At 71.4% G+C, this 18,519-nt stretch carries 18 protein-coding genes; 7 read left to right on the top strand and 11 right to left on the bottom strand.

Translation table 11 applies throughout. The annotated features are described in order from the left end of the window. Positions 1-298: 298 nt before the first annotated feature. A complete protein-coding gene (locus ACZ6S4_RS42015; protein ID WP_465480237.1) occupies positions 299-1,267 on the top strand; it encodes a MinD/ParA family ATP-binding protein in 969 nt (322 codons plus the stop codon). Between the two features lie 43 nt (positions 1,268-1,310). On the opposite strand, the gene ACZ6S4_RS42010 is transcribed toward ACZ6S4_RS42015, so the two are convergent. After that, positions 1,311-1,733, bottom strand: a complete 423-nt coding sequence (locus tag ACZ6S4_RS42010; RefSeq protein ID WP_465480236.1) for a DUF3151 domain-containing protein — start codon at positions 1,731-1,733, stop codon at positions 1,311-1,313. 52 nt (positions 1,734-1,785) lie between these two features. After that, complete coding sequence (locus ACZ6S4_RS42005; protein WP_465480235.1) at positions 1,786-2,784, bottom strand: ADP-ribosylglycohydrolase family protein; 999 nt, start codon at positions 2,782-2,784, stop codon at positions 1,786-1,788. A gap of 18 nt (positions 2,785-2,802) precedes the next feature. Here ACZ6S4_RS42005 and ACZ6S4_RS42000 point away from each other — a divergent pair, with 18 nt between their 5' ends. Then, complete coding sequence (locus tag ACZ6S4_RS42000) at positions 2,803-3,996, top strand: LOG family protein (protein WP_465480234.1); 1,194 nt, start codon at positions 2,803-2,805, stop codon at positions 3,994-3,996. On the opposite strand, the gene ACZ6S4_RS41995 is transcribed toward ACZ6S4_RS42000, so the two are convergent. Beyond that, positions 3,997-4,491, bottom strand: a complete 495-nt coding sequence (locus ACZ6S4_RS41995; protein WP_465480233.1) for a GNAT family N-acetyltransferase — start codon at positions 4,489-4,491, stop codon at positions 3,997-3,999. It abuts the gene before it with no gap. A 49-nt stretch (positions 4,492-4,540) separates the two neighbouring features. Here ACZ6S4_RS41995 and ACZ6S4_RS41990 point away from each other — a divergent pair, with 49 nt between their 5' ends. Next, positions 4,541-5,053 carry a TetR/AcrR family transcriptional regulator gene (locus ACZ6S4_RS41990; RefSeq protein ID WP_465480232.1) on the top strand — a complete coding sequence of 171 codons (513 nt, stop codon included), beginning with the start codon at positions 4,541-4,543 and terminating at the stop codon, positions 5,051-5,053. Between the two features lie 626 nt (positions 5,054-5,679). On the opposite strand, the gene ACZ6S4_RS41985 is transcribed toward ACZ6S4_RS41990, so the two are convergent. The 3 genes from ACZ6S4_RS41985 to fbaA all read right to left on the bottom strand — a co-directional run bounded on the left by ACZ6S4_RS41985 (position 5,680) and on the right by fbaA (position 8,621). Continuing rightward, positions 5,680-6,879 (bottom strand): alpha/beta hydrolase family protein, encoded by a 1,200-nt coding sequence (locus tag ACZ6S4_RS41985; protein ID WP_465480231.1) that lies wholly within the window; start codon positions 6,877-6,879, stop codon positions 5,680-5,682. 80 nt (positions 6,880-6,959) lie between these two features. Continuing rightward, positions 6,960-7,484 carry a hypothetical protein gene (locus tag ACZ6S4_RS41980; RefSeq protein WP_465480230.1) on the bottom strand — a complete coding sequence of 175 codons (525 nt, stop codon included), beginning with the start codon at positions 7,482-7,484 and terminating at the stop codon, positions 6,960-6,962. 111 nt (positions 7,485-7,595) lie between these two features. After that, positions 7,596-8,621, bottom strand: coding sequence for a class II fructose-bisphosphate aldolase (gene fbaA, locus ACZ6S4_RS41975; protein WP_465480229.1), 1,026 nt, complete (start codon positions 8,619-8,621; stop codon positions 7,596-7,598). 187 nt (positions 8,622-8,808) lie between these two features. Here fbaA and ACZ6S4_RS41970 point away from each other — a divergent pair, with 187 nt between their 5' ends. Further along, positions 8,809-8,997, top strand: a complete 189-nt coding sequence (locus ACZ6S4_RS41970) for a hypothetical protein (RefSeq protein WP_465480228.1) — start codon at positions 8,809-8,811, stop codon at positions 8,995-8,997. Between the two features lie 3 nt (positions 8,998-9,000). On the opposite strand, the gene ACZ6S4_RS41965 is transcribed toward ACZ6S4_RS41970, so the two are convergent. Together ACZ6S4_RS41965 and ACZ6S4_RS41960 are read right to left on the bottom strand one after the other, a co-directional pair. Further along, positions 9,001-10,038: an LCP family protein gene (locus tag ACZ6S4_RS41965; protein ID WP_465480227.1), complete on the bottom strand. Its 1,038-nt coding sequence runs from the start codon at positions 10,036-10,038 to the stop codon at positions 9,001-9,003. Then, positions 10,035-10,517, bottom strand: a complete 483-nt coding sequence (locus ACZ6S4_RS41960) for a SigE family RNA polymerase sigma factor (protein WP_465480283.1) — start codon at positions 10,515-10,517, stop codon at positions 10,035-10,037. The genes ACZ6S4_RS41965 and ACZ6S4_RS41960 overlap by 4 nt, the downstream gene beginning before the upstream one ends. A 98-nt stretch (positions 10,518-10,615) precedes the next feature. On the opposite strand from ACZ6S4_RS41960, the gene ACZ6S4_RS41955 reads away from it, so the two are divergent. The 3 genes from ACZ6S4_RS41955 to ACZ6S4_RS41945 all read left to right on the top strand — a co-directional run bounded on the left by ACZ6S4_RS41955 (position 10,616) and on the right by ACZ6S4_RS41945 (position 15,396). Then, complete coding sequence (locus tag ACZ6S4_RS41955; protein ID WP_465480226.1) at positions 10,616-12,037, top strand: 3' terminal RNA ribose 2'-O-methyltransferase Hen1; 1,422 nt, start codon at positions 10,616-10,618, stop codon at positions 12,035-12,037. After that, positions 12,034-14,532, top strand: a complete 2,499-nt coding sequence (locus ACZ6S4_RS41950; protein WP_465480225.1) for a polynucleotide kinase-phosphatase — start codon at positions 12,034-12,036, stop codon at positions 14,530-14,532. Before ACZ6S4_RS41955 ends, ACZ6S4_RS41950 begins: the two co-directional genes overlap by 4 nt. Positions 14,533-14,628: 96 nt before the next feature. Next, positions 14,629-15,396 carry a DedA family protein gene (locus ACZ6S4_RS41945; protein ID WP_465480282.1) on the top strand — a complete coding sequence of 256 codons (768 nt, stop codon included), beginning with the start codon at positions 14,629-14,631 and terminating at the stop codon, positions 15,394-15,396. Positions 15,397-15,508: 112 nt separating this feature from the next. Here the strand turns inward: ACZ6S4_RS41945 and ACZ6S4_RS41940 are convergent, their stop codons facing one another. From ACZ6S4_RS41940 to ACZ6S4_RS41930, 3 genes are all read right to left on the bottom strand, one after another. Then, positions 15,509-16,180, bottom strand: coding sequence for a class II aldolase/adducin family protein (locus ACZ6S4_RS41940; protein WP_465480281.1), 672 nt, complete (start codon positions 16,178-16,180; stop codon positions 15,509-15,511). 107 nt (positions 16,181-16,287) lie between these two features. After that, entirely contained in the window at positions 16,288-16,665 is a 378-nt protein-coding gene (locus ACZ6S4_RS41935) for an ArsR/SmtB family transcription factor (protein ID WP_092549981.1), read from the bottom strand. 825 nt (positions 16,666-17,490) lie between these two features. Beyond that, entirely contained in the window at positions 17,491-18,357 is an 867-nt protein-coding gene (locus ACZ6S4_RS41930; RefSeq protein WP_465480224.1) for a hypothetical protein, read from the bottom strand. Positions 18,358-18,519 lie beyond the last annotated feature (162 nt).

Genomic DNA, 18,519 nt, shown 5'->3' with positions numbered 1-18,519 from the left:
CCAGGCCGGGCCGCACCAGGCGGGACCGCACCAGGCCGGGATCCACCAACCAGGACCAGTGCCACCCGGCCCGCTGCCACCCCACCCAGGCCCGACCCACCAGGTCCAACCCCACCAAGGCCAGCCGGCCCCGTGGCCGGTGGAGCAGCCCCGGACAACCAATGCCCAACCACCCCCGGTCCCCGGCCCCTTCCCGCCGACCATCGACCCCAGGGCCGCGGCACCGCACCCCCAGCTCCAGCAGCCACCACCCCACCACGGCGACCAGCCCCCCGGCCCCAACCAGCAGCCCCCACCCGTGGACCCCTACCAGCAGCTCCCCTGGGTCTCGGACGGCACGCCCACCGCGGAGGAGTTCGCCCGGCGGCGGCTGGCCAAGCCCGCCGAGCCGACCGCCACCATGGGCGCCCGGGCCATGCTGCAGAAGGGCACGATGGGCCTGGTCCGCCTCGCGCCGGGCAAGCGTGAGCAGGAGTACAAGCAGGATGTCGAGATGGTCCGGCGTAACTTCGGCGGCCTGCGGCAGGTCACCGTCGTCAACCCGAAGGGCGGTGCCGGCAAGACAGTCGCCGTCCTCCTTCTCGCGATGACGTTCGGGCAGAAGCGTGGCGGCTATGTGCTGGCCTGGGACAACAACGAGACCCAGGGCACCCTCGGCATGCGGGCGCAGCAGGACTTCCACGCTCGTACGGTCCGGGACATGATGCGGGACCTGCATCTGTTCCGTGGCTCGCACGGGCGGGTCGGTGACCTCAGCCAGTACGTGCGGGCGCAGGGTGAGGGCATGTTCGACGTGCTCGCCTCGGACGAGTCGGCGACCGCGGGCGAGATGCTCACGGCCAGCGCTTTCGCCGAGATCCGGGAGATCGTCAGCCGGTTCTACAAGCTGATCTTCGTGGACACCGGTAACAACGTCCGGGCGCAGAACTGGCAGGCGGCGATGGATGCCACCGACCAGCTCGTGATCACGATGTCGGCGCGTAACGACTCGGCCGAGACCGCGGCGCGCATGCTGGACCACCTGGAGCAGAGCGGCCGGCAGCGGCTGGTCCGGCAGGCGGTCAGCGTCGTCACCATGCCGCCGACCCGCAAGGACATCGACCTGCCGGCGATTCAGCGGCACTTCGCGGCCCGGACCCGGGCGGTGCTGCTGGCCCCGTACGAGAAGTTGATCGACTCGGGTGAGCCGCTGCGCTATGGCCACCTGTCGAACGGCACGCGCGACCACTGGCTGAAGATCGCCGCCGCGGTGGCCGAGGGTCTGTAGAGGTCGGGGCCAGGCCGGAGGTTTCCGGCCTGGCCCGGCCCGATCAGGTCAGGGCGTCGGCCGCCGCCGGGTCGCTGTCGCGCAGGAACTGGGCGCACCGGGCCGCCTCGTCCGACTCGCCGATCTGCGCCGCCGCCAGCGACAGGGCGTGCAGGCAGCGCAGGAAGCCCTGGTTGGGCGCGTGCGACCACGGCACCGGCCCGTGGCCCTTCCAGCCGTTGCGGCGCAGGGCGTCGAGCCCCCGGTGGTAGCCCGTACGGGCGTACGCGTACGCGGTGACCGGCTGCTTCTCGGCCAGGGCGCTCTCCGCCAGCACCGCCCAGCCACCGCTGTATGCCGGGAAGCGGGCCGCGACGGTCTTGTAGGCCTCGTCGGTGCCGGCCTGCTTCGCTTCGGCCAGGGCCGCGTCGGCCTCGGCGTCGGCGGGGAGACGGGTGGCCGGCGGCTCGGGAAGGAGGTTTTGCATGGGCCTATTCAACCGCGCCGGTGGCCCGTTCCCGGGGGTGGGTTGGTGAATGTCACCTTTGCTGATCCCATGCTTCGCCGAGGGCGTGCAGCCTGTCGGCGTACTCGATGCGCTCTTGCCAGGCCGGTGGCCAGGCCGCCAGGCCCAGCGCCGCGCCCGCGAAGCCGCCGGCCAGGCAGGCGATGGAGTCCGAGTCGCCGGACGAGGCCGCGCCCCGGCCCAGGACCGTGACCGGCTCGTCCGGGGTGAGCAGGTAGCAGTAGAGGGCCGTGGCCAGCGCTTCCTCGGCGATCCAGCCGGCCCCGGTGACCAGGCAGGGGTCGCCGCCGGTGTCGCCGCGGCGTAGCGCGTCCGCCACCCGGTCGAGGGCCGCGGCGTTCTCGTCCCAGCCGAGGGAGATGAAGTCCTCGGCTGATTCCACCGCCGGTCGCTGCCACAGGTCGCCGAGCCAGTCCTCGTGGTAGACCCGCCGCTGCTCGGCGCAATGCGCCCGCAGGCGCGGCAGCAGATCCTGCGGCGGCAGGCCGTCGCTCAGCCAGCGCACCGCGTACGCGGTCAGTTCGCTCGCCGCCAGGCCCGTCGCGTGGCCGTGGGTCAGTCCGGCCTGCAACTGCGCAGCTCCCGCGAGTTGCTTGGCGGTGAGCCCGGGGATCAGGCCGACCGGAGTGACGCGCATGTTGGCGCCGCAACCCTTCGAGTGAATCTGTGAGGCCCGTTGCCAGGGCCGGCCGTCGGCGAGGTCGCCGCACGCGCGCAGACAGGTCATGCCGGGGGCGCGGTTGTTGTCGGGGCTGATCGCCCAGTCGAGGAACGCCTGCCGGAGCACCGGTTCGAAGCTCGCCGGGGTCAGCGGACCGGCCGCCACCAGGGCTTCGCCGACCGCCAGCATCATCTGGGTGTCGTCGGTGACCAGCGCCGGGTCCCCGGTCAGCTCCCGCGGCCCGCCCGGTCCGTACGCCGCCACGATCGTCTCGTAGTCCTGGAACTCGGTCGGCTTGCCGAGCGAGTCCCCGTACGCCAACCCGAACAGCGATCCCGACGCCTTTTTCACGCTGGCTACCCTACGGTCATGCCCGGTGATCCATTGCAGCCCGTGTTCGGCGGCGAGACGCCGTTCGACGCCACCGCGTCCGAGATCGAGTCGCGTGCCGAACTCGACACCCACCTCGCCAAGCGGTCGCTGGCCGGGCTGATCGTGCTCGGGCTGCGGCTCGACGAGCAGTGCCCCGACTTCACCGGCGTCGACGTGAGCGGAACCCTGTTCGTCGGTTGCCGGCTGGCCGGCCCCGAGGTCGAGATGGATCTCATCTCCCGGGGCGCGCACCTGGTGCCGCCGTTCGAGGCCCGTCCCTATCCGACGCATCCGGCCCACCTGTACACGCCGGAGGAGCTGGCCCTCGGGTTCGAGCAGGACGGCTTCGCGGGCATGTACGACACCCGCGTCTACGAGCACTTCCTGGCCCACGGCGGCGCGGCGCCCGACCTGCGCGAGGCGATCGGGCAGCGGCTGCACGACGCCGGCATCGACAACGCGCTGGGCAAGGCGCTGGCCGCGTGGGTCGGCGAGCACGACGCCCGGGGTGCGGTCGGGATCATGGGCGGGCACGCCGAGCCGCGTGGGTCGGCCGCGTACCGGATGGCCGCGACCCTGGCGTGGCGGCTGGCCGAGGCGGGCCGGTTGATCGTGACCGGTGGCGGCCCCGGGGTGATGGAGGCGGCCAATCTGGGTGCCTACTTCGCCGACCGGACGGCGGACGAGCTGGCCGCGGCGATCGATCTGCTCGCGCCCGCGCCGAAGTTCATGGATCACGACCCGTACACGGCGGCGGCGCTGGCGGTGCGGGCGGCGTACCCGGCACCGGCCGCGGCGGACGTGGTCGGCCGGCTCACCCACGGCGGCCTGGCCCTGCCCACCTGGCTGTACGGCCATGAGCCGGCGAACCTGTTCGCCGGCCAGATCGGCAAGTACTTCTCCAACGCCGTCCGGGAGGACACGATCCTGCGCCTGGCCCGCGGGGGCATCGTCTTCGCTCCGGGCTGGGCCGGCACGGTCCAGGAGGTGTTCCAGGCGGCGACGAAGACCTTCTACCGCACCGACGGCCCGTCCGGCGCGTTCGTCTTCCTGGGGGTTGAGCACTGGTCGGCGTTGCCGGTCGAGGCGCTGCTCCGGCCGCTGCTGGCGCGGTCACCGCACGGCGACCAGTCGGATCTGATCGTGGTCACCGATTCCGTCGACGAGGCGATGGCGGCGCTGACGCACTGATCAGGACAGCTCCGCCTGGTAGGTCTGCCCGACCAGCTCCGCGCCGAAGCTGTGGTGGGCCTCCTCGTCGACGAGGGTGAAGCCGCGGCTGAGGTAGATCGCTCGCGCCGCGGTCAGCGGATGGTTGGTCCACAGCCGCATGGTGCGGTAGCCGGCGTCGCGGGCGAACTCCAGGCAGGTGTCCACCAGGCGGCCGCCGAGGCCGTGCCCGCGCCCGTCGGGGTGGACCAGCAGCAGCCGCAGCTGGGCCGTCGAGTCCGGGCCGGCGACGCAGAAGACGCAGCCCACGCGCCGGCCGTCGACCTCGGCGAGCCAGGCGGCCTCGCGCTCGGTGTCGTGGCCGGAGGCGAAGTCCGCGACGATCCGCGCGACCAGGGCCTCGAAGCTGCGGTCCCAGCCGAACTCGTCGGCGTACACCTCGCCGTGGGCCGCGATGACCCAGCCCAGGTCGCCGGGCTGGTCCAGGGGCCGGATCACCGCCTGCGCTGAGCTCATGGCGTCCTCCTCGCTTGACTGAAACGACTGTTTCAGTGAGGATAGCGGAGTGTCGGCCCGACGTGCTGAGCTGCTGGAACGCGCCTACGACCACGTGCTGACGCACGGCCTGGCGGACATGTCGCTGCGGCCGCTGGCCGCTGCCGTCGGGTCGAGCCCGCGGGTGTTGTTGCTGCTCTTCGGCAGCAAGGAGGGGCTGGTGCGCGCGCTGCTCGACCGGGCCCGGAGCGACGAGCTGGCGATGCTCGGGCGGCTGCCGGCCACCGGCGATCCCGTGGCGGAGATCTGGCGGTGGCTGGCCGCCCCCGAGCACCGTCCGCTGCTCGTGCTGTGGGCCGAGGCGTACGTCCGTTCGCTCGTCGACCCCACCGGACCCTGGGCCGACTTCGCCCGGGCCACCGTGCAGGACTGGCTCGCCGTGCTGACGACCGGGCGGCCCGGGACCGAGCGGGCCACCCTCACCCTCGCGGTGCTGCGCGGAGCGTTGCTGGATCTCCTCGCCACCGGCGACGTCGAGCGCACGTCGGCGGCGGTGGAGAGCTACCTCAACGGCGGCGCTTGAGGGTACGGGCGTAGTCCTGGAACCGGGCCTTGGCGATCACACTGCGATCGTTGCTGCGCAGCACGATGCCCTCGGCCCCGGAAGGTCTGTCCGCCACCGTCACGCCACGCGGCGATCCGCTCGGCCGGCCAACTGAGCTGCTCGGCGGGATCGCTCAGGACGAGCACGTCGAAGCACCGCCAGCCGTACCGGGTGGGGTCGCCGGTGTACTGCTTGGCGGCGGCGCCCACCTTGCCGCCGTAGCGTTCGTACCGTCGACCTTCTCGGTTCTGACGACCGGCCATTACGGCTCAGGTGGCAGGCGTGCCTCACACTGCGGTCATGGTGACGATCCTGTTCGTTCTGGGACTCGCGGCAGCCGTCGGCGTCGCGGTCTGGACCAGCCGTCGCACGACCGGGACACGCCCGTCCGGCAGCAACCGCTATCTCGGCGGCTCAGGCGGCTACGGCGTGCCTTACACCTACGGAGACACAGACCACCGCCATCACTCCGGGGACGGAGACGGTGGCGGTAGCAGCAGCGATGGTGGCGGCTGGTCCGGCGGAGACGGTGGTGGCTGGTCCGGCGGGGGAGGCGACGGTGGTGGCGGAGGCGGCGGAGGCGGCGGAGGCGGCGGAGGCGGGAGCTAACGCAGGCTCGCGAACCAGGTGGCCGCCGCGGCGGTGCCGCGGATGTTCGAGCCGAGGTGGATCGAGCCCTCGTACGTCAGGTCGCCCACGTCGACCACGGGCACCGTCCGGAACGACGCCGCGCAGTGCTCGGCGTTCGCGGTCGGGACCTGCTCGTCGCCGGCCGAGACGAGCAACCGCACCGGTACGCCCGGCTGCCAGCCCGAACACGTCGCGTCGTGCACCCGCAACGCCGCGGCGAACGGCCCCGACGGTTCGGTGAGCAGCTTCCACCCGTGCCGGGTATAGAGCTGGTCAAGCCGCATGGGCAGGAGCTCACCGAGGTCGTCGCCGTCGTGCACGCCGTCGTAGAGGCTCTCGACCCGGTCCGCGATCTTGTCGTTGAAGACCTCGGCCGGGTCGTCGTAGAGGTGGTGCAGGCGGTTCCACGAGACCATCAGGTACGCGGTGTAGCCCACGTTCCACGGCGGCTCGACCGTGCCGTCGAGCAGGGCGGGCAGTTCGACACCACGCAGGTCGTACGCCCCGGAGATCGGCGCCAGCGCACGCAGCCGGAACCAGTCGTCCGCGCCGCCGTGCAGGCTCTTGGCCAGCCCGGTCGCGGCCGACCCACCCTGGGAGAAGCCGGTGACCAGCACGTCCCGGCCCAGCTCGCGACCGGTACGCGGGACGAAAGCACGTGCGGCCCGGAGCAGGTCCACCCCCGCGGTGGTCTCCGAAGGCACGTCCAGGAACGGGTGCGGCCCGGGTCCCAGCCCGAGCCCGAGATAGTCCGGCGCGACGGCGGCGAAGCCGGCGGACGCGAAGGTCAGAGCCGGCGCCACACCCCAGCCGTCGGCGGTCAAGGACGGCGCGTCGAGCCGGTTGAGCTCGGTGCCGTGCGTGTAGGACACCGTGCGCAGCTGCCGGGCGCTGTTCCGGGGCAGCGCGAGCAGTCCACTGGCGACAGTGGACCGGCCCGCCGGGTCGACCGTGCGGTAGATCAGCTGGTACGTGTCGACGCCGTACCGGGCCGGCGTGGGGTCGAACTTCGCTTCGGTGAGCGCGTCGGCGACGTCCGCTCTGGTGGTCAGAGTCTGCAGCGGGGTCGCGGTGATCAGTTGGCCGCGATCGGACCGGTGGGCGGAGGCCGAAGTGGCCGGTAGGGTCGCGGCGGCCAGGCCGAGAACGGCCAGGCCCGCGAGGAGCTTCTGCATTCCTCCGACGCTAGGGACGGCCGCGGACCGGCAGAATCCTGCTGCCTGGCGTTCCGCGGGTAGGGCCAGCCCCCGGCCGGTCAGGCGACGTGCACGCGGCGCCAGCTGTGCACGGGCAGATCCATTTCCGGTACGTCGGTCAGCCCGTTCTCGTCCATCGCGTTGAATACCGCCAGTCGCGCCCCCTCGAAGAGGAACTCGACGGCGTGCAGCACCCTGGGCCGCCACTCCTTGACCGTGGTGCGCTCGATGATGTTGACCTCGCGCAGCCTCCGGCCCCGGGCGTTGCGCAGCGCCGCGTGCGGGTCGGCCCGCCAGTCCAGCTGGATGCCGGTCGCGTACCACTCGATGGGTGCACTCATGTCGACCTGGTCCCAGGTGATTGCACACTCGTCGAACTTGCGGTGAGTGATTTCCACGTTGGTGCCACCGAAGCCGAGGATCACCGGGCCGTCGGCGAACCAGCCCCGCTCGGACATGTCCCACATCAGCCAGCCGCCGACCAGCTCACGGCCGATGAGCCGGGAAAACCGTGCTCTGTGGACGGCAGCGAGGGCTTCGGCGTCGTGGTGCCACTCGGGTTCATACCCCTCGATACCGAGCATGATCACCGCCCTCTTCCGGACAAGACGACGATCGTACCCACGCCTCTGCGTAGTCCGGCAACACGAGAACGGCCGGCCCCCACGTACGGGGACCGGCCGTTCTCGACAAGATCACTTGGAGAGCGAGGTGCCCGTCGAACGCAGGTGCTCACACGCCTCGACGACGCGCTTGGCCAGACCGTCCTCGGCCAGCTTGCCCCACGCGCGGGGGTCGTACTGCTTCTTGTTGCCGACCTCGCCGTCGATCTTCAGCACGCCGTCGTAGTTGCGGAACATGTGGTCCGCGACCGGGCGGGTGAAGGCGTACTGCGTGTCGGTGTCGATGTTCATCTTGACCACGCCGTAGTCCAGAGCGCCGTGGATCTCCGACAGCAACGAGCCGGAGCCGCCGTGGAAGACCAGGTCGAACGGCTTCTCCTTGCCGTACTTGGCGCCGACCGCCTCCTGGATCTCCTTGAGGATCTCCGGGCGCAGCTTGACGTTGCCGGGCTTGTAGACGCCGTGCACGTTGCCGAAGGTCAGGGCCGTCATGTAGCGGCCCTTCTCGCCCAGGCCCAGCGCGGCGGCGGTGGCCAGGCCGTCCTCGACCGTCGAGTAGAGCTTGTCGTCGATCGCGGCGGAGACGCCGTCCTCCTCGCCACCGACCACGCCGACCTCGATCTCGAGGATGATGTGCGCGGCGGCGGCCTGGGCGAGCAGCTCCTCGGCGATCTGCAGGTTCTCGTCGACCGGTACGGCCGAGCCGTCCCACATGTGCGACTGGAACAGCGGCGCCTTGCCGTTCGCGACGCGCTCCTTGGAGAGGGCGAGCAGCGGGCGCACGTACGCGTCGAGCTTGTTCTTCGGGCAGTGGTCGGTGTGCAGCGCGATGTTGACCGGGTAGTTCTTGGCCACCTCGGTCGCGTACTCAGCCAGGGCGACCGCGCCGGTGATCATGTTCTTGACCGTGGGGCCGGAGGCGTACTCGGCGCCACCGGTGGAGATCTGGACGATGCCGTCGCTGCCGGCCTCGGCGAAGCCCTGCAGGGCGGCGTTGAGCGTCTGCGAGGACGTCACGTTGATCGCGGGGTACGCGAACGCGCCGGACTTGGCGCGGTCGAGCATCTCGGCGTAGACCTCAGGGGAAGCGATGGGCATCGGTGCGCTCCTTGATCTCAGAAATGCGAAGCAGAGGGCAGGACCGCGCTGTCCTCCAGCAGGCAGTATTCCGCAGCGGGGGACCGGCACGGAAATCGCCCCGTTACCCTCGCGCCGGTTTGCGGGCCGGACGCGGCGGGGACGGTGCAGCATGAGGGAGTGACCCGCGACGTGAAGGGAGCCGGCCATGACCTACCCGCAGGACGAGCGTGACCTGGAAGCGCCCGAGGCCGACGCGGCCGAACAGGCCGCGGTGGCCGATCCGGGTTGGGCCGACGACGCCGAGGAGCCGGCCGTGAGCCCGTCCCTGGAGGCGCCGGAATGGGACGCCCAGGAACAGGGACGCAGCGTGCCCCTGGACGACGACTACCGCTGAGCCCTATTTCACGACGTATGCCGGGTTTGCCGCTATCCATGCCGGAAGCGTGTCGTCGCGGAGCGCGGCGTACAGCGACGGACTGACCTTGGCATAGATCTGCTCCCGGCCGTTGGCCATGCCGTGGAAGGTGCGTTCGCTGATCCCGACCGGTGATCCGGGCGAGCCCAGTGAGCCGGCCGCCCGGAGCAACGCCGCCGGGTCACCGGAGATCTCCAGCCCGTCCCGGGCGGCGGTGAGGAGCGCGTGTGTGCGGGCGGGGTCGGTCACGGTCCCGTCCGCGGCCAGCTTCCCGGCCAGCGCCCGCAGGAAGAGCTGGGCGTTGCGGTCCCGGTCGTAGCTGCCGTTCCGGAGGCCGTAGCGGGCCTGCAGGACCGGTCCGACGTCGGCTGCGGTCAGCTGCTGACAGCCCTTCGGGTACGTCTTGTCGTTGTGCACCGATTTGACGGCCTGCGGCAGGCACACCCGCACGCCACCGACGGCCTCGGTGACGGCTCGCAGCGCCCGGAAGTCGACCGTCACGGTCGCGTCGAAGGTGACCCCGGTCAGCTCGGAGACGGCCTTCTCGGTGAGCTCCGGGCCACCGAGGAGAAGCGTCTCGCTCAGCTTGCCCGCCCCGTCCGGCAGCTTCACCTCGCCGTCGCGCGGCAGGCTGACCAGGTAGGCCCGGGTGCGGTCGGCCGGCACGTGGATGATCATGACCGTGTCGGCCCGCCGGTTCTTCCGGTCCTGCCAGCGGACCCTGTTGTCGCTGCCCAGCAGCAACACATCCAGCGGACCGGCCGGCGCCGGCTCGGTCGCCAGCAGATCGGCGGTGGGCACCGACGGTGCCGAGTCGCGCTGCCACCGCTCCAGCATCACCGGTACGGCGGTCCCGGCCATCAGCACGGCCACGGCCGCGGTGGTGACCCGGCGGATCATGCGGCGGCGCCGGGCGCGTACCGAAGCCACCTCGATCCCGGCCCGCACCGGGCCGACGGCCGGGGTCAGGGCCTCGTGCCGCTCGAAGGTGGCCCGCAGCTCTTCCTCGATCGGGGTCATCGGGCCTCCACGAACTCGGTACGGAGCGTGGCGAGCGCTCGCGAGATGGACGAACGAACCGTGCCGACGGCACAGCCGAGCACCTCGGCGATCTCGGCATCCGGCAGATCCTCGTAGTAGCGCAGCACCAGAGCCGCCCGCTGCTGACGCGGGAGCCGGGCCAGCATGGTCCAGACCCGGTCACGCTCGGCGCTCTCCTGGGCGTGGTCGCTGGGGGCGGCGCGGGCCGGATCGGGCTCGGGCCGCAACAGCACCCGCCGGAACCACGAGCCCCGGCGCAGGTCGACGAACTGGTTGGTGAGCATCTTGCGGACGTACCCGTCCGGGGAGTCGCTGGCGGCGACCCGCCGCCAGTTCAGCTGGACGCGGACCATCGTCTCCTGCACGAGGTCCTGCGCCGTGTGCTGGTCACCGGTGAGCATGACGGCGTACCGCAGCAGGGCGCCGAGCCGGCTGTCGGCGAACTCCTCGTAGGTCACGGGCACCTCCGCTCCTACGACGGCCACGGACCCGCGAATCATTGCGCCGTGCGTCAAATCAGTCGCTGCCGATTGCCCCGCGCTGCGATCATCAGCCGGTGCTGCTCACCGTGACGACCACTCACCGGCCGGCCACCGACCTCGGTTACCTGCTGGTCAAGCACCCCGACAAGGTGCACTCCTTCGACGTGCCCACCGGTACGGCCCACGTCCTGTTCCCGGACGCGGCCGAGGACCGGTGCACCGCCGCGCTGCTGCTCGACGTCGACCCGCAGCGCCTCGGGGCCGCGCGCGGCGGTCGCAAGCAGCAGTCGGCGCCGGAGTCGTTCGCGCTGGGCCAGTACGTCAACGACCGCCCGTACGCGGCGTCCAGCCTGCTCGCCGGCGCCCTGGCCAAGGTGTTCCGCAGCGCCCTGCGCGGTGAGTCCAAGGACCGCCCGGAGCTGGCCGGCGCGGCTCTCCCGCTGGAGATCCACGTGCCGGTGCTGCGCTGCCGGGGCAGCGCGGCCGCCCTGTTCGAGCCGCTGGGCTGGACGGTCACCGCGACGCCCATCCCGCTCGACGACGTGCCGGCGGGGCATCCGCTGGACGGCGACAGCCCGTACGTCGACCTCACCCTGACCGGCACCCTGCGGCTGGCCGACGCGCTGAACCACCTGTACGTGCTGCTGCCCGTCCTGGACGACGCCAAGCACTACTGGGTGGCGCCCGACGAGATCGACAAGCTGCTGCGCGCGGGCGAGGGCTGGCTGGCCGCCCACCCCGAGAAGGTGCTGATCACCCGGCGCTACCTGGCCCACCGGCGGTCGCTGGCCGCCAGCGCGCTGGAGCAGCTCGACCGGCTGGACCCGGACTCCGTCGACGCCCCGGCCGACACGGTGACCGACGAGGAGGCCGAGCTGCCGGTGGCCCGCAAGCAGTCGCTCGCCGAGCAGCGGCGCGACGCGGTCCTGGCCGCGCTGGCCGAGTCCGGCGCGACCCGGGTGCTCGACCTGGGCTGCGGCCAGGGCGCGCTGCTAGGCGCCCTGATCAAGGACCGTCGGTACACGCAGATCGTCGGCACGGACGTGTCGTCGCGCGCCCTCGACGTGGCCCACAAGCGCCTGCGGCTGGACCGGGTGCCCGAGCGCCAGCGGGACCGGGTGACGCTGTGGCAGTCGGCGCTGACCTACCGCGACGACCGGCTGCGCGGCTTCGACGCGGCGGTGCTGATGGAGGTCATCGAGCACGTCGACCCGCCGCGCCTGCCCGCGCTGGAGGCGTCGGTGTTCGGCCACGCGAGCCCGGCGACGGTCATCGTGACCACCCCGAACGTCGAATACAACGGCCTGTACGAGGGCCTGACCGGGATGCGGCACTCGGACCACCGCTTCGAGTGGACCCGCGCCGAGTTCCAGGAGTGGGCCGCTCGCACCGCGTCCGCGCACGGCTACCGGGTCAGCTTCCGGGGCGTGGGCGACGAGGACGAGAAGGCCGGCGCACCGACCCAGCTCGCCGTGTTCGTGAAGGAGGAGGCATGACCCAGATCGACATCCCGGAGCTCGCGCTCGTCGCGCTGGTCGGCATCTCCGGATCCGGCAAGTCGACCTTCGCCGGGCAGCATTTCCAGCCCACCCAGGTGCTGTCCTCCGACTACTTCCGCGGCCTGGTCGCGGACGACGAGAACGACCAGTCCGCGTCCGCCGACGCCTTCGACGTGCTGCACTACGTGGCCGGCAAGCGGCTGGCCGCCGGACGGCTCACCGTCGTCGACGCCACCAACCTGCAGCCGCACGCCCGGGCCGGGCTGGTCAAGGTCGCCCGCGAACACGACGTGCTGCCCGTGGCCGTGGTCCTCGACGTGCCCGAGGCGCTGGCCTGGGAGCGGACTCAGGGCCGGGCGGACCGTACCTTCGGCCGTCAGGTCCTCAACCGCATGCACCGGGACCTGCGCCGCTCGCTCGGGCAGCTGGCCCGGGAAGGCTTCCGCAAGATCCACGTGCTGCGCGGCGAGGAGGAGATCGCCGCCGCCTCGATCCGCTACGAGAAGCTGTTCAACGACAAGCGTGGGGTCACCGGCCCGTTCGACATCATCGGCGACGTGCACGGCTGCCGGGCCGAGCTGGAGACGCTGCTGGAAACCCTCGGGTACGCCCTGAGCCGCGACGACTCCGGACGCCCGGTCAATGCCGTGCACCCGCAGGGCCGTACGGCGGTCTTCGTCGGTGACCTGGTCGACCGCGGCCCGGACTCCCCCGGCGTGCTGCGCCTGGTCATGGGCATGGTCGAAGCCGGCACGGCGATCTGCGTGCCGGGCAACCACGAGCAGAAGCTGGCCCGCAAGCTCAACGGCCGCAACGTGCAGCTCACCCACGGCCTGCCGGAGACCCTGGAGCAGCTCGGCCGCGAGGACGAGGCGTTCACCGCCCGGGTCCGCACCTTCATCGACGGCCTGGTCAGCCACTACGTGCTGGACGGCGGCAAGCTGGTGGTGGCGCACGCCGGCCTGAAGGAGGCCTACCAGGGCCGCGCCTCCGGCCGGGTCCGCTCCTTCGCCCTGTACGGCGAGACGACCGGCGAGACCGACGAGTACGGCCTCCCGGTCCGCTACCCGTGGGCCCGCGACTACCGCGGCTCGGCGGCGGTCGTCTACGGCCACACGCCGACCCCGGAACCGGAGTGGATCAACAACACCATCTGCCTCGACACCGGCTGCGTCTTTGGCGGCAAGCTGACCGCCCTGCGCTGGCCGACCCGCGAGCTGGTGTCGGTCCCCGCCGCCCGCGAGTACTACGCCCCGGCCCGCCCGCTGGTTCCGGTCGACACCAGGCCCGACGAGGGTCTCGACCTGGCCGACGTCACCGGCCGCCGGCACCTCGACTACGGGTACGGCCGCACCACGGTCGCCGCGGAGAACGCCGCCGCGGCGCTCGAAGTGATGAGCCGCTTCGCGCTGGACCCGGCCACGCTGGTCTGGCTGCCGCCGACGATGGCGCCGTGCTCGACGTCGACGCACGAGGGCTACCTCGAGCACCCGGCGACGGCGTTCGCGGACCTGCGATCGGCCGGCGTCGGCACGGTTGTGTGCGAGGAGAAGCACATGGGCTCCCGGGCGGTGGTCCGTGTCTCGCGTACGGGGGCCGGGGACGCCATCTGGACCCGTACCGGGCGGCCGTTCTTCGACACCGAGCGCAACACCACACTGCTGGCCGGCGTGCGCGCGGCAGCCGAGAAGGTCTTCACCGAGCTGGACACCGAGTGGCTCCTGCTCGACACCGAACTGCTGCCCTGGTCGGCCAAGGCCGGCGGGCTGATCCGCGAGCGGTACGCGGGCGTCGGTGCCGCGGGACGGGCCGCGCTGCCGGCTGCCCTGTCGGTGCTGGAGCAGGTCGCCGGGCGTGGCCTCGACGTCTCGGAACTGCGCGCGCGGCTCGAGCTGCGGGTGACGGAGATCGAGGGCTATTCGGCGGCGTACCGGGCGTACGTGCAGCCGACCGACGGGCTGACCGGCGTGACGCTGGCGCCGTTCGCGGTGCTGGCCGGGGCAGGCGTCTCGTACCGGGACAAGGATCACGGCTGGCACCTGGACATCGCGGACAAGCTCGTCGCGGCGGACCCCGTGCTGTTCACGCCGACCCGGCGGATGGTGGTGGAGCTGGGCGATCCGGCCGCGGAACAGGCCGCGACCGACTGGTGGCTGGCGCTGACCGCGGCGGGCGGCGAGGGGATGGTGGTGAAGCCGTACGGCGGCCTGGGCGTGACCGACGCCAAGGGCCGGCTGGTGCAGCCGGGGGTGAAGTGCCGGGGCCGGGAGTACCTGCGGATCATCTACGGACCGGAGTACACCCGTCCCGAGCAGCTGGAACGGCTGCGGCAGCGGTCGCTGGGCCGTAAGCGTGGCCTCGCGCTGCGCGAGCACGGCCTCGGGCTGGCGGCGCTGGACCGGCTGGCCGAAGGCGCCGCGCTGTGGCGGATCCACGAACTCGTCTTCGCCATCCTCGCGGCGGAATCGGAGCCGGTGGATCCCCGGTTGTAATCCACAGCATTCGTACAGGTGCCGGCCTTGCGGCGGCCGGTACCCTGGCTCCTCGTGGACATCCGTGCGCTCTCCGAGCAGCTTGCCCTGAACCCGATGGACCCGAAGGATTTGCTGCAGACCTTCGGGTTGATCGGCGTCTGGGTGATCCTCTTCGCGGAGACGGGTCTGCTCGTCGGCTTCTTCTTCCCCGGCGACTCCCTGCTGTTCCTGGCGGGCGTGGCAGCCTCCCCGGTGGCCGACTCGATCTTCGGCGACGGCACCCGGATCTCGCTGGTCGGCCTGCTGATCGGCGCCCCGTTGTGCGCCATCGTGGGCGCCCAGCTGGGTCACCTGCTCGGCGCGAGGTACGGCCGCCGCATGTTCGACCGCCCGGACAGCAAGCTGTTCAAGCGCGAGTACGTGGAGAAGGCGGAGTACTACTTCGAGAAGTTCGGCCCGGCCAAGGCCGTGGTGCTGGCCCGCTTCATCCCGATCGTCCGCACGTTCCTCAACCCGGTGGCGGGCACCCTCGGCATGCCGGCCCGCCAGTTCTTCGTGTGGAACGTGGTCGGCGCGATCCTGTGGTGCGACGGCATCATTCTGATCGGCTACCTGCTGGCCCAGCAGATCTACGACGCCATCGGCGACAAGATCGACCACTACATCCTGCCGGTGGTCGCCCTGATCGTGCTGATCTCGGTGCTGCCGATCATCATCGAGATGCTCCGCGAGCGGAGGGCGAAAAAGAACGCCGCCGCGGACCCCGGCCCGGCGACGGCGATCGGCGTCGTGGCGGCGGCGACCGTGGCCGGCATGGCCGAGGCGATCGTCGACCACGACGACGACGAACACCGCGACCACCGGCCCCGGCACTCCGCCTAGACTCCGCGGCGGTGTGGGGATCGCCATAGTGAGCACCGCCACTGCCTGACATCGAGGCACGGAAAATCCCGCGGCCGGCTCGACACGAGCCGGTCGCGGGGACTTCCGGTTGTCAGACGGAGACCGCCGACGGCGGCAGCGTGGCCAGCCGGTCCAGGAACTCCTCCGGCACTTCGCGGAGGTTGTCCAGCCGGCCCAGGGTCAGCGCCCGATAGGTCAGCGCAGCGGCTTCTTCCAGGTTGCGGGCCCGTTTGTGGGCCAGCTCGACAGAGTCGGCCATGACCACAGAGCCATGCTGGCTGAGCACCAGACAGTCTGTGCCGTCGGCCGCCATCGCCGCCGTCAGCGCTGCCACCTCGGTGCTGCCCGGCAGGCGGAACGGCACAGTGGAGACACGCTTCAGGTAGAAGGCGTGGTCGGTCGTCACGATGCGGATGTGCTCACCGAGCGCATCCAGGAGCAGCGCCGTCTGCGGGTGCAGGTGGACCACCGCGTTCACGTCCGGGCGGGCGCGGTACAACGCCAGGTGGAGGGCGATTTCGCTGGTCGGAGCCAGCCGTGGTGCCGGCAGCGGGCCGACGGTCGCGGGCGCGCCGTCGGAGATGCGTACCGGTGCGAAGCTGGTCCGGCTGAGTCTGTCCAGCCAGGCACCGCTCGCGGTGACCCAGCAGGCGTCCTCGTCGGGGATCCGGGCGGACAGATTGCCGCCGGAGCCACAGACCAGTCCGGCCTGGACCACGTCATAGCCCACGTGCGCGAGCTGGTCGCGTAGATCGCCGGGCACGTAGTTCAACCCGTCAACTCCTCGGGTCCGGGGGGTGGATCCTGATGGAGGTGGCCCGCCTGGCGTCACGCCCCATGAACGGTGACGCCAGGCTTTGTCGGGTCTGCTCAGCGGGCCTTTTTGGTGGCCCGCTTGCGCGGCGGGGTCAGCAGGTCCGCGATCGTCGCGATCGCGCTGGGGACCAGCCGGTAGTACGCCCACACGCCGCGCTTCTCACGCTCGAGCAGGCCGGCCTCCGTCAGGATCCGCAGATGGTGACTCACCGTCGGCTGCGACAACCCCAGCGGGGCCGTCAGGTCGCAGACGCACGCTTCACCGTCCGTAGCGGACTGGATCAGGCTGAGCAGCCGCAACCGAGCCGGGTCGGCGAGTGCCTTGAGCACTCCCGCCAGTCGCTCGGCATCGGCACGTTCAATTGGCTCGCCGGCAAGCGGCGAGATCTGAGGCATTGTCATTTCCGCCAACGCAGTTCCCACGATCTCCATCCTTCCACCAACTGCATCGATTCTCCTGCATGTGCGCAGGAACGAACCGGCTAACTTTCAGGCCGTAAGGCCGAGATCGGTCGAACGGTAGGCCGATCGGTACGTCTGTCCGGCACCCCGCACGGGCAGCGTCCGCACTCCGATCGACCATTCCGCGACACCGACTTCGGTCTCTGCCTCCTGCAACGCCTCAGTCGCCGTCAGGTCGCTGGTCAACGTCGTCGAGCTCTCGATCCCCGCCCCCGGAGTGAGCCGCCCCACATTGTTGATTCACGATCCGTTCCGCGGCCGTCCGACGCCCGCCCGGTCGTCGGAACTGTCCTGGTACTGCACGGTCACACGGCGTGGGTCGACAACACAGTCAACTTCACGACCCGATGAAAGCACGACACAACGCTGCGCGACGGGCAATTCAGTGATGAATTTACGCAGGTCGTGATGGGCTTCCATCACATCGAGCGTACTGGCTGCCGCAAAACTGGAACGTTCTGCCCCGCCAGGGCGGAAAGGAACTATTGACCCACGGCAAAGCCCGGCCTCAACAGTAAATATTGTTAACTGAGAGACCCCGCGGACCCCGTTTCCGACAGGTATAGACGCAGCTCAAAGCACCTTTCCGCCACACCCCGCCCGGGGCGGCACCCAACGACGGTCATCGAACGAGTACGCACCGACACCGTTGTCATCGCGCCACGTCTGCCCGTCCAGCGAAAAACCCCCACCGAGCGGCAAGCCGAAAGCGTCCGGACAGCGGTGACCGGCACATCCTCGTCCCTCAACGGTACCCGTTCGGGTGACACACATCCGTCGATGCCGGTAGGCCCGTCAGCTGGACGGACGTGACCAGTACTCATCATCGGGGCCCGGCCCGGCCGGCGGCTCACCCGGCGCGGACGGCCCCGCGGGCCCCGCGGCGGGGTACGGCGAGCCGTAACCTCCCGTTGGTGGCGCCGAGTAACCACCCGTTGGTGGCGGGCCGTAACCGGCCGGCGGCGGCGGATATCCCCCGGGCGGTCCGTAGGCCGGGGCGCTGCCGGGCGGCCCATAGCCGGGGGCGCCGTAGTTGGGTGCGCCGTAGTTCGGTGCGCCCGGTTGCGGGGCGGCGAAGGGATCCGGCGGCAACGGCTTGGGCGCGCGGCCGAAGAATGTGCCCGGGCTCGCCAGCAGGAGCACCCCGACGAGGATGTAGCCGAGCATCTGCGCGATACCCAGGGCCACGTTCAAGGGGATCCACGACCCCGGATACGCGTCGGAGAGCGCGGCGGACAGCGAACCCTGCACCGGGTCGCCGGCGCGCTCCACGGCCACTGTGGCGGTCGAGGCGCAGCCGGCCAGCAGACCCAGCCCGGCGACGACCCAGGTGGCGATCCGGGCGGCATTGCTGCCCCGGCGCAGACCCAGGGCCAGGACGACGTAGAGCGCGAAGAGGATCACGGCGAGCACGGCACTGAGCGCGGCACCGATCCAGACCACCGTGACGAAGCCGTCGACGTCCACGCTGTTCGCTCCGCCGGCCGCGGCGCGGAACCGGTCGACCGTGCCGGGGGCGACGGCCAGCGTGGCGATCGCGTACGCCAGGCCGGCCACCGCCATGACGATCAGCAGGACCGATGCCGACGCCACCGATGCCGGCCGGCGGGGCGCGGTGGTGGGGGCCGGTGCGGCTGCGGGCGGCTGAGTTGCGTACGACATGGACGTCTCCCGGGTGATCCGTTGCGGACGAACCTACCTGGACGCGCGACGCGGGGGGGGGGGGGGGGGGGGGGGGGGGGGGGGGGGGGGGGGGGGGGGGGGGGGGGGGGTGGGGGCGGGGGGGGGGTGGGGGGGGGGGGGGGGACGGGGAGGGGTGAAGAC

It is taken from the genome of Actinoplanes sp. NPDC051405 (genome assembly GCF_055586185.1).
This window is presented reverse-complemented; position numbering and strand designations above follow the sequence as displayed.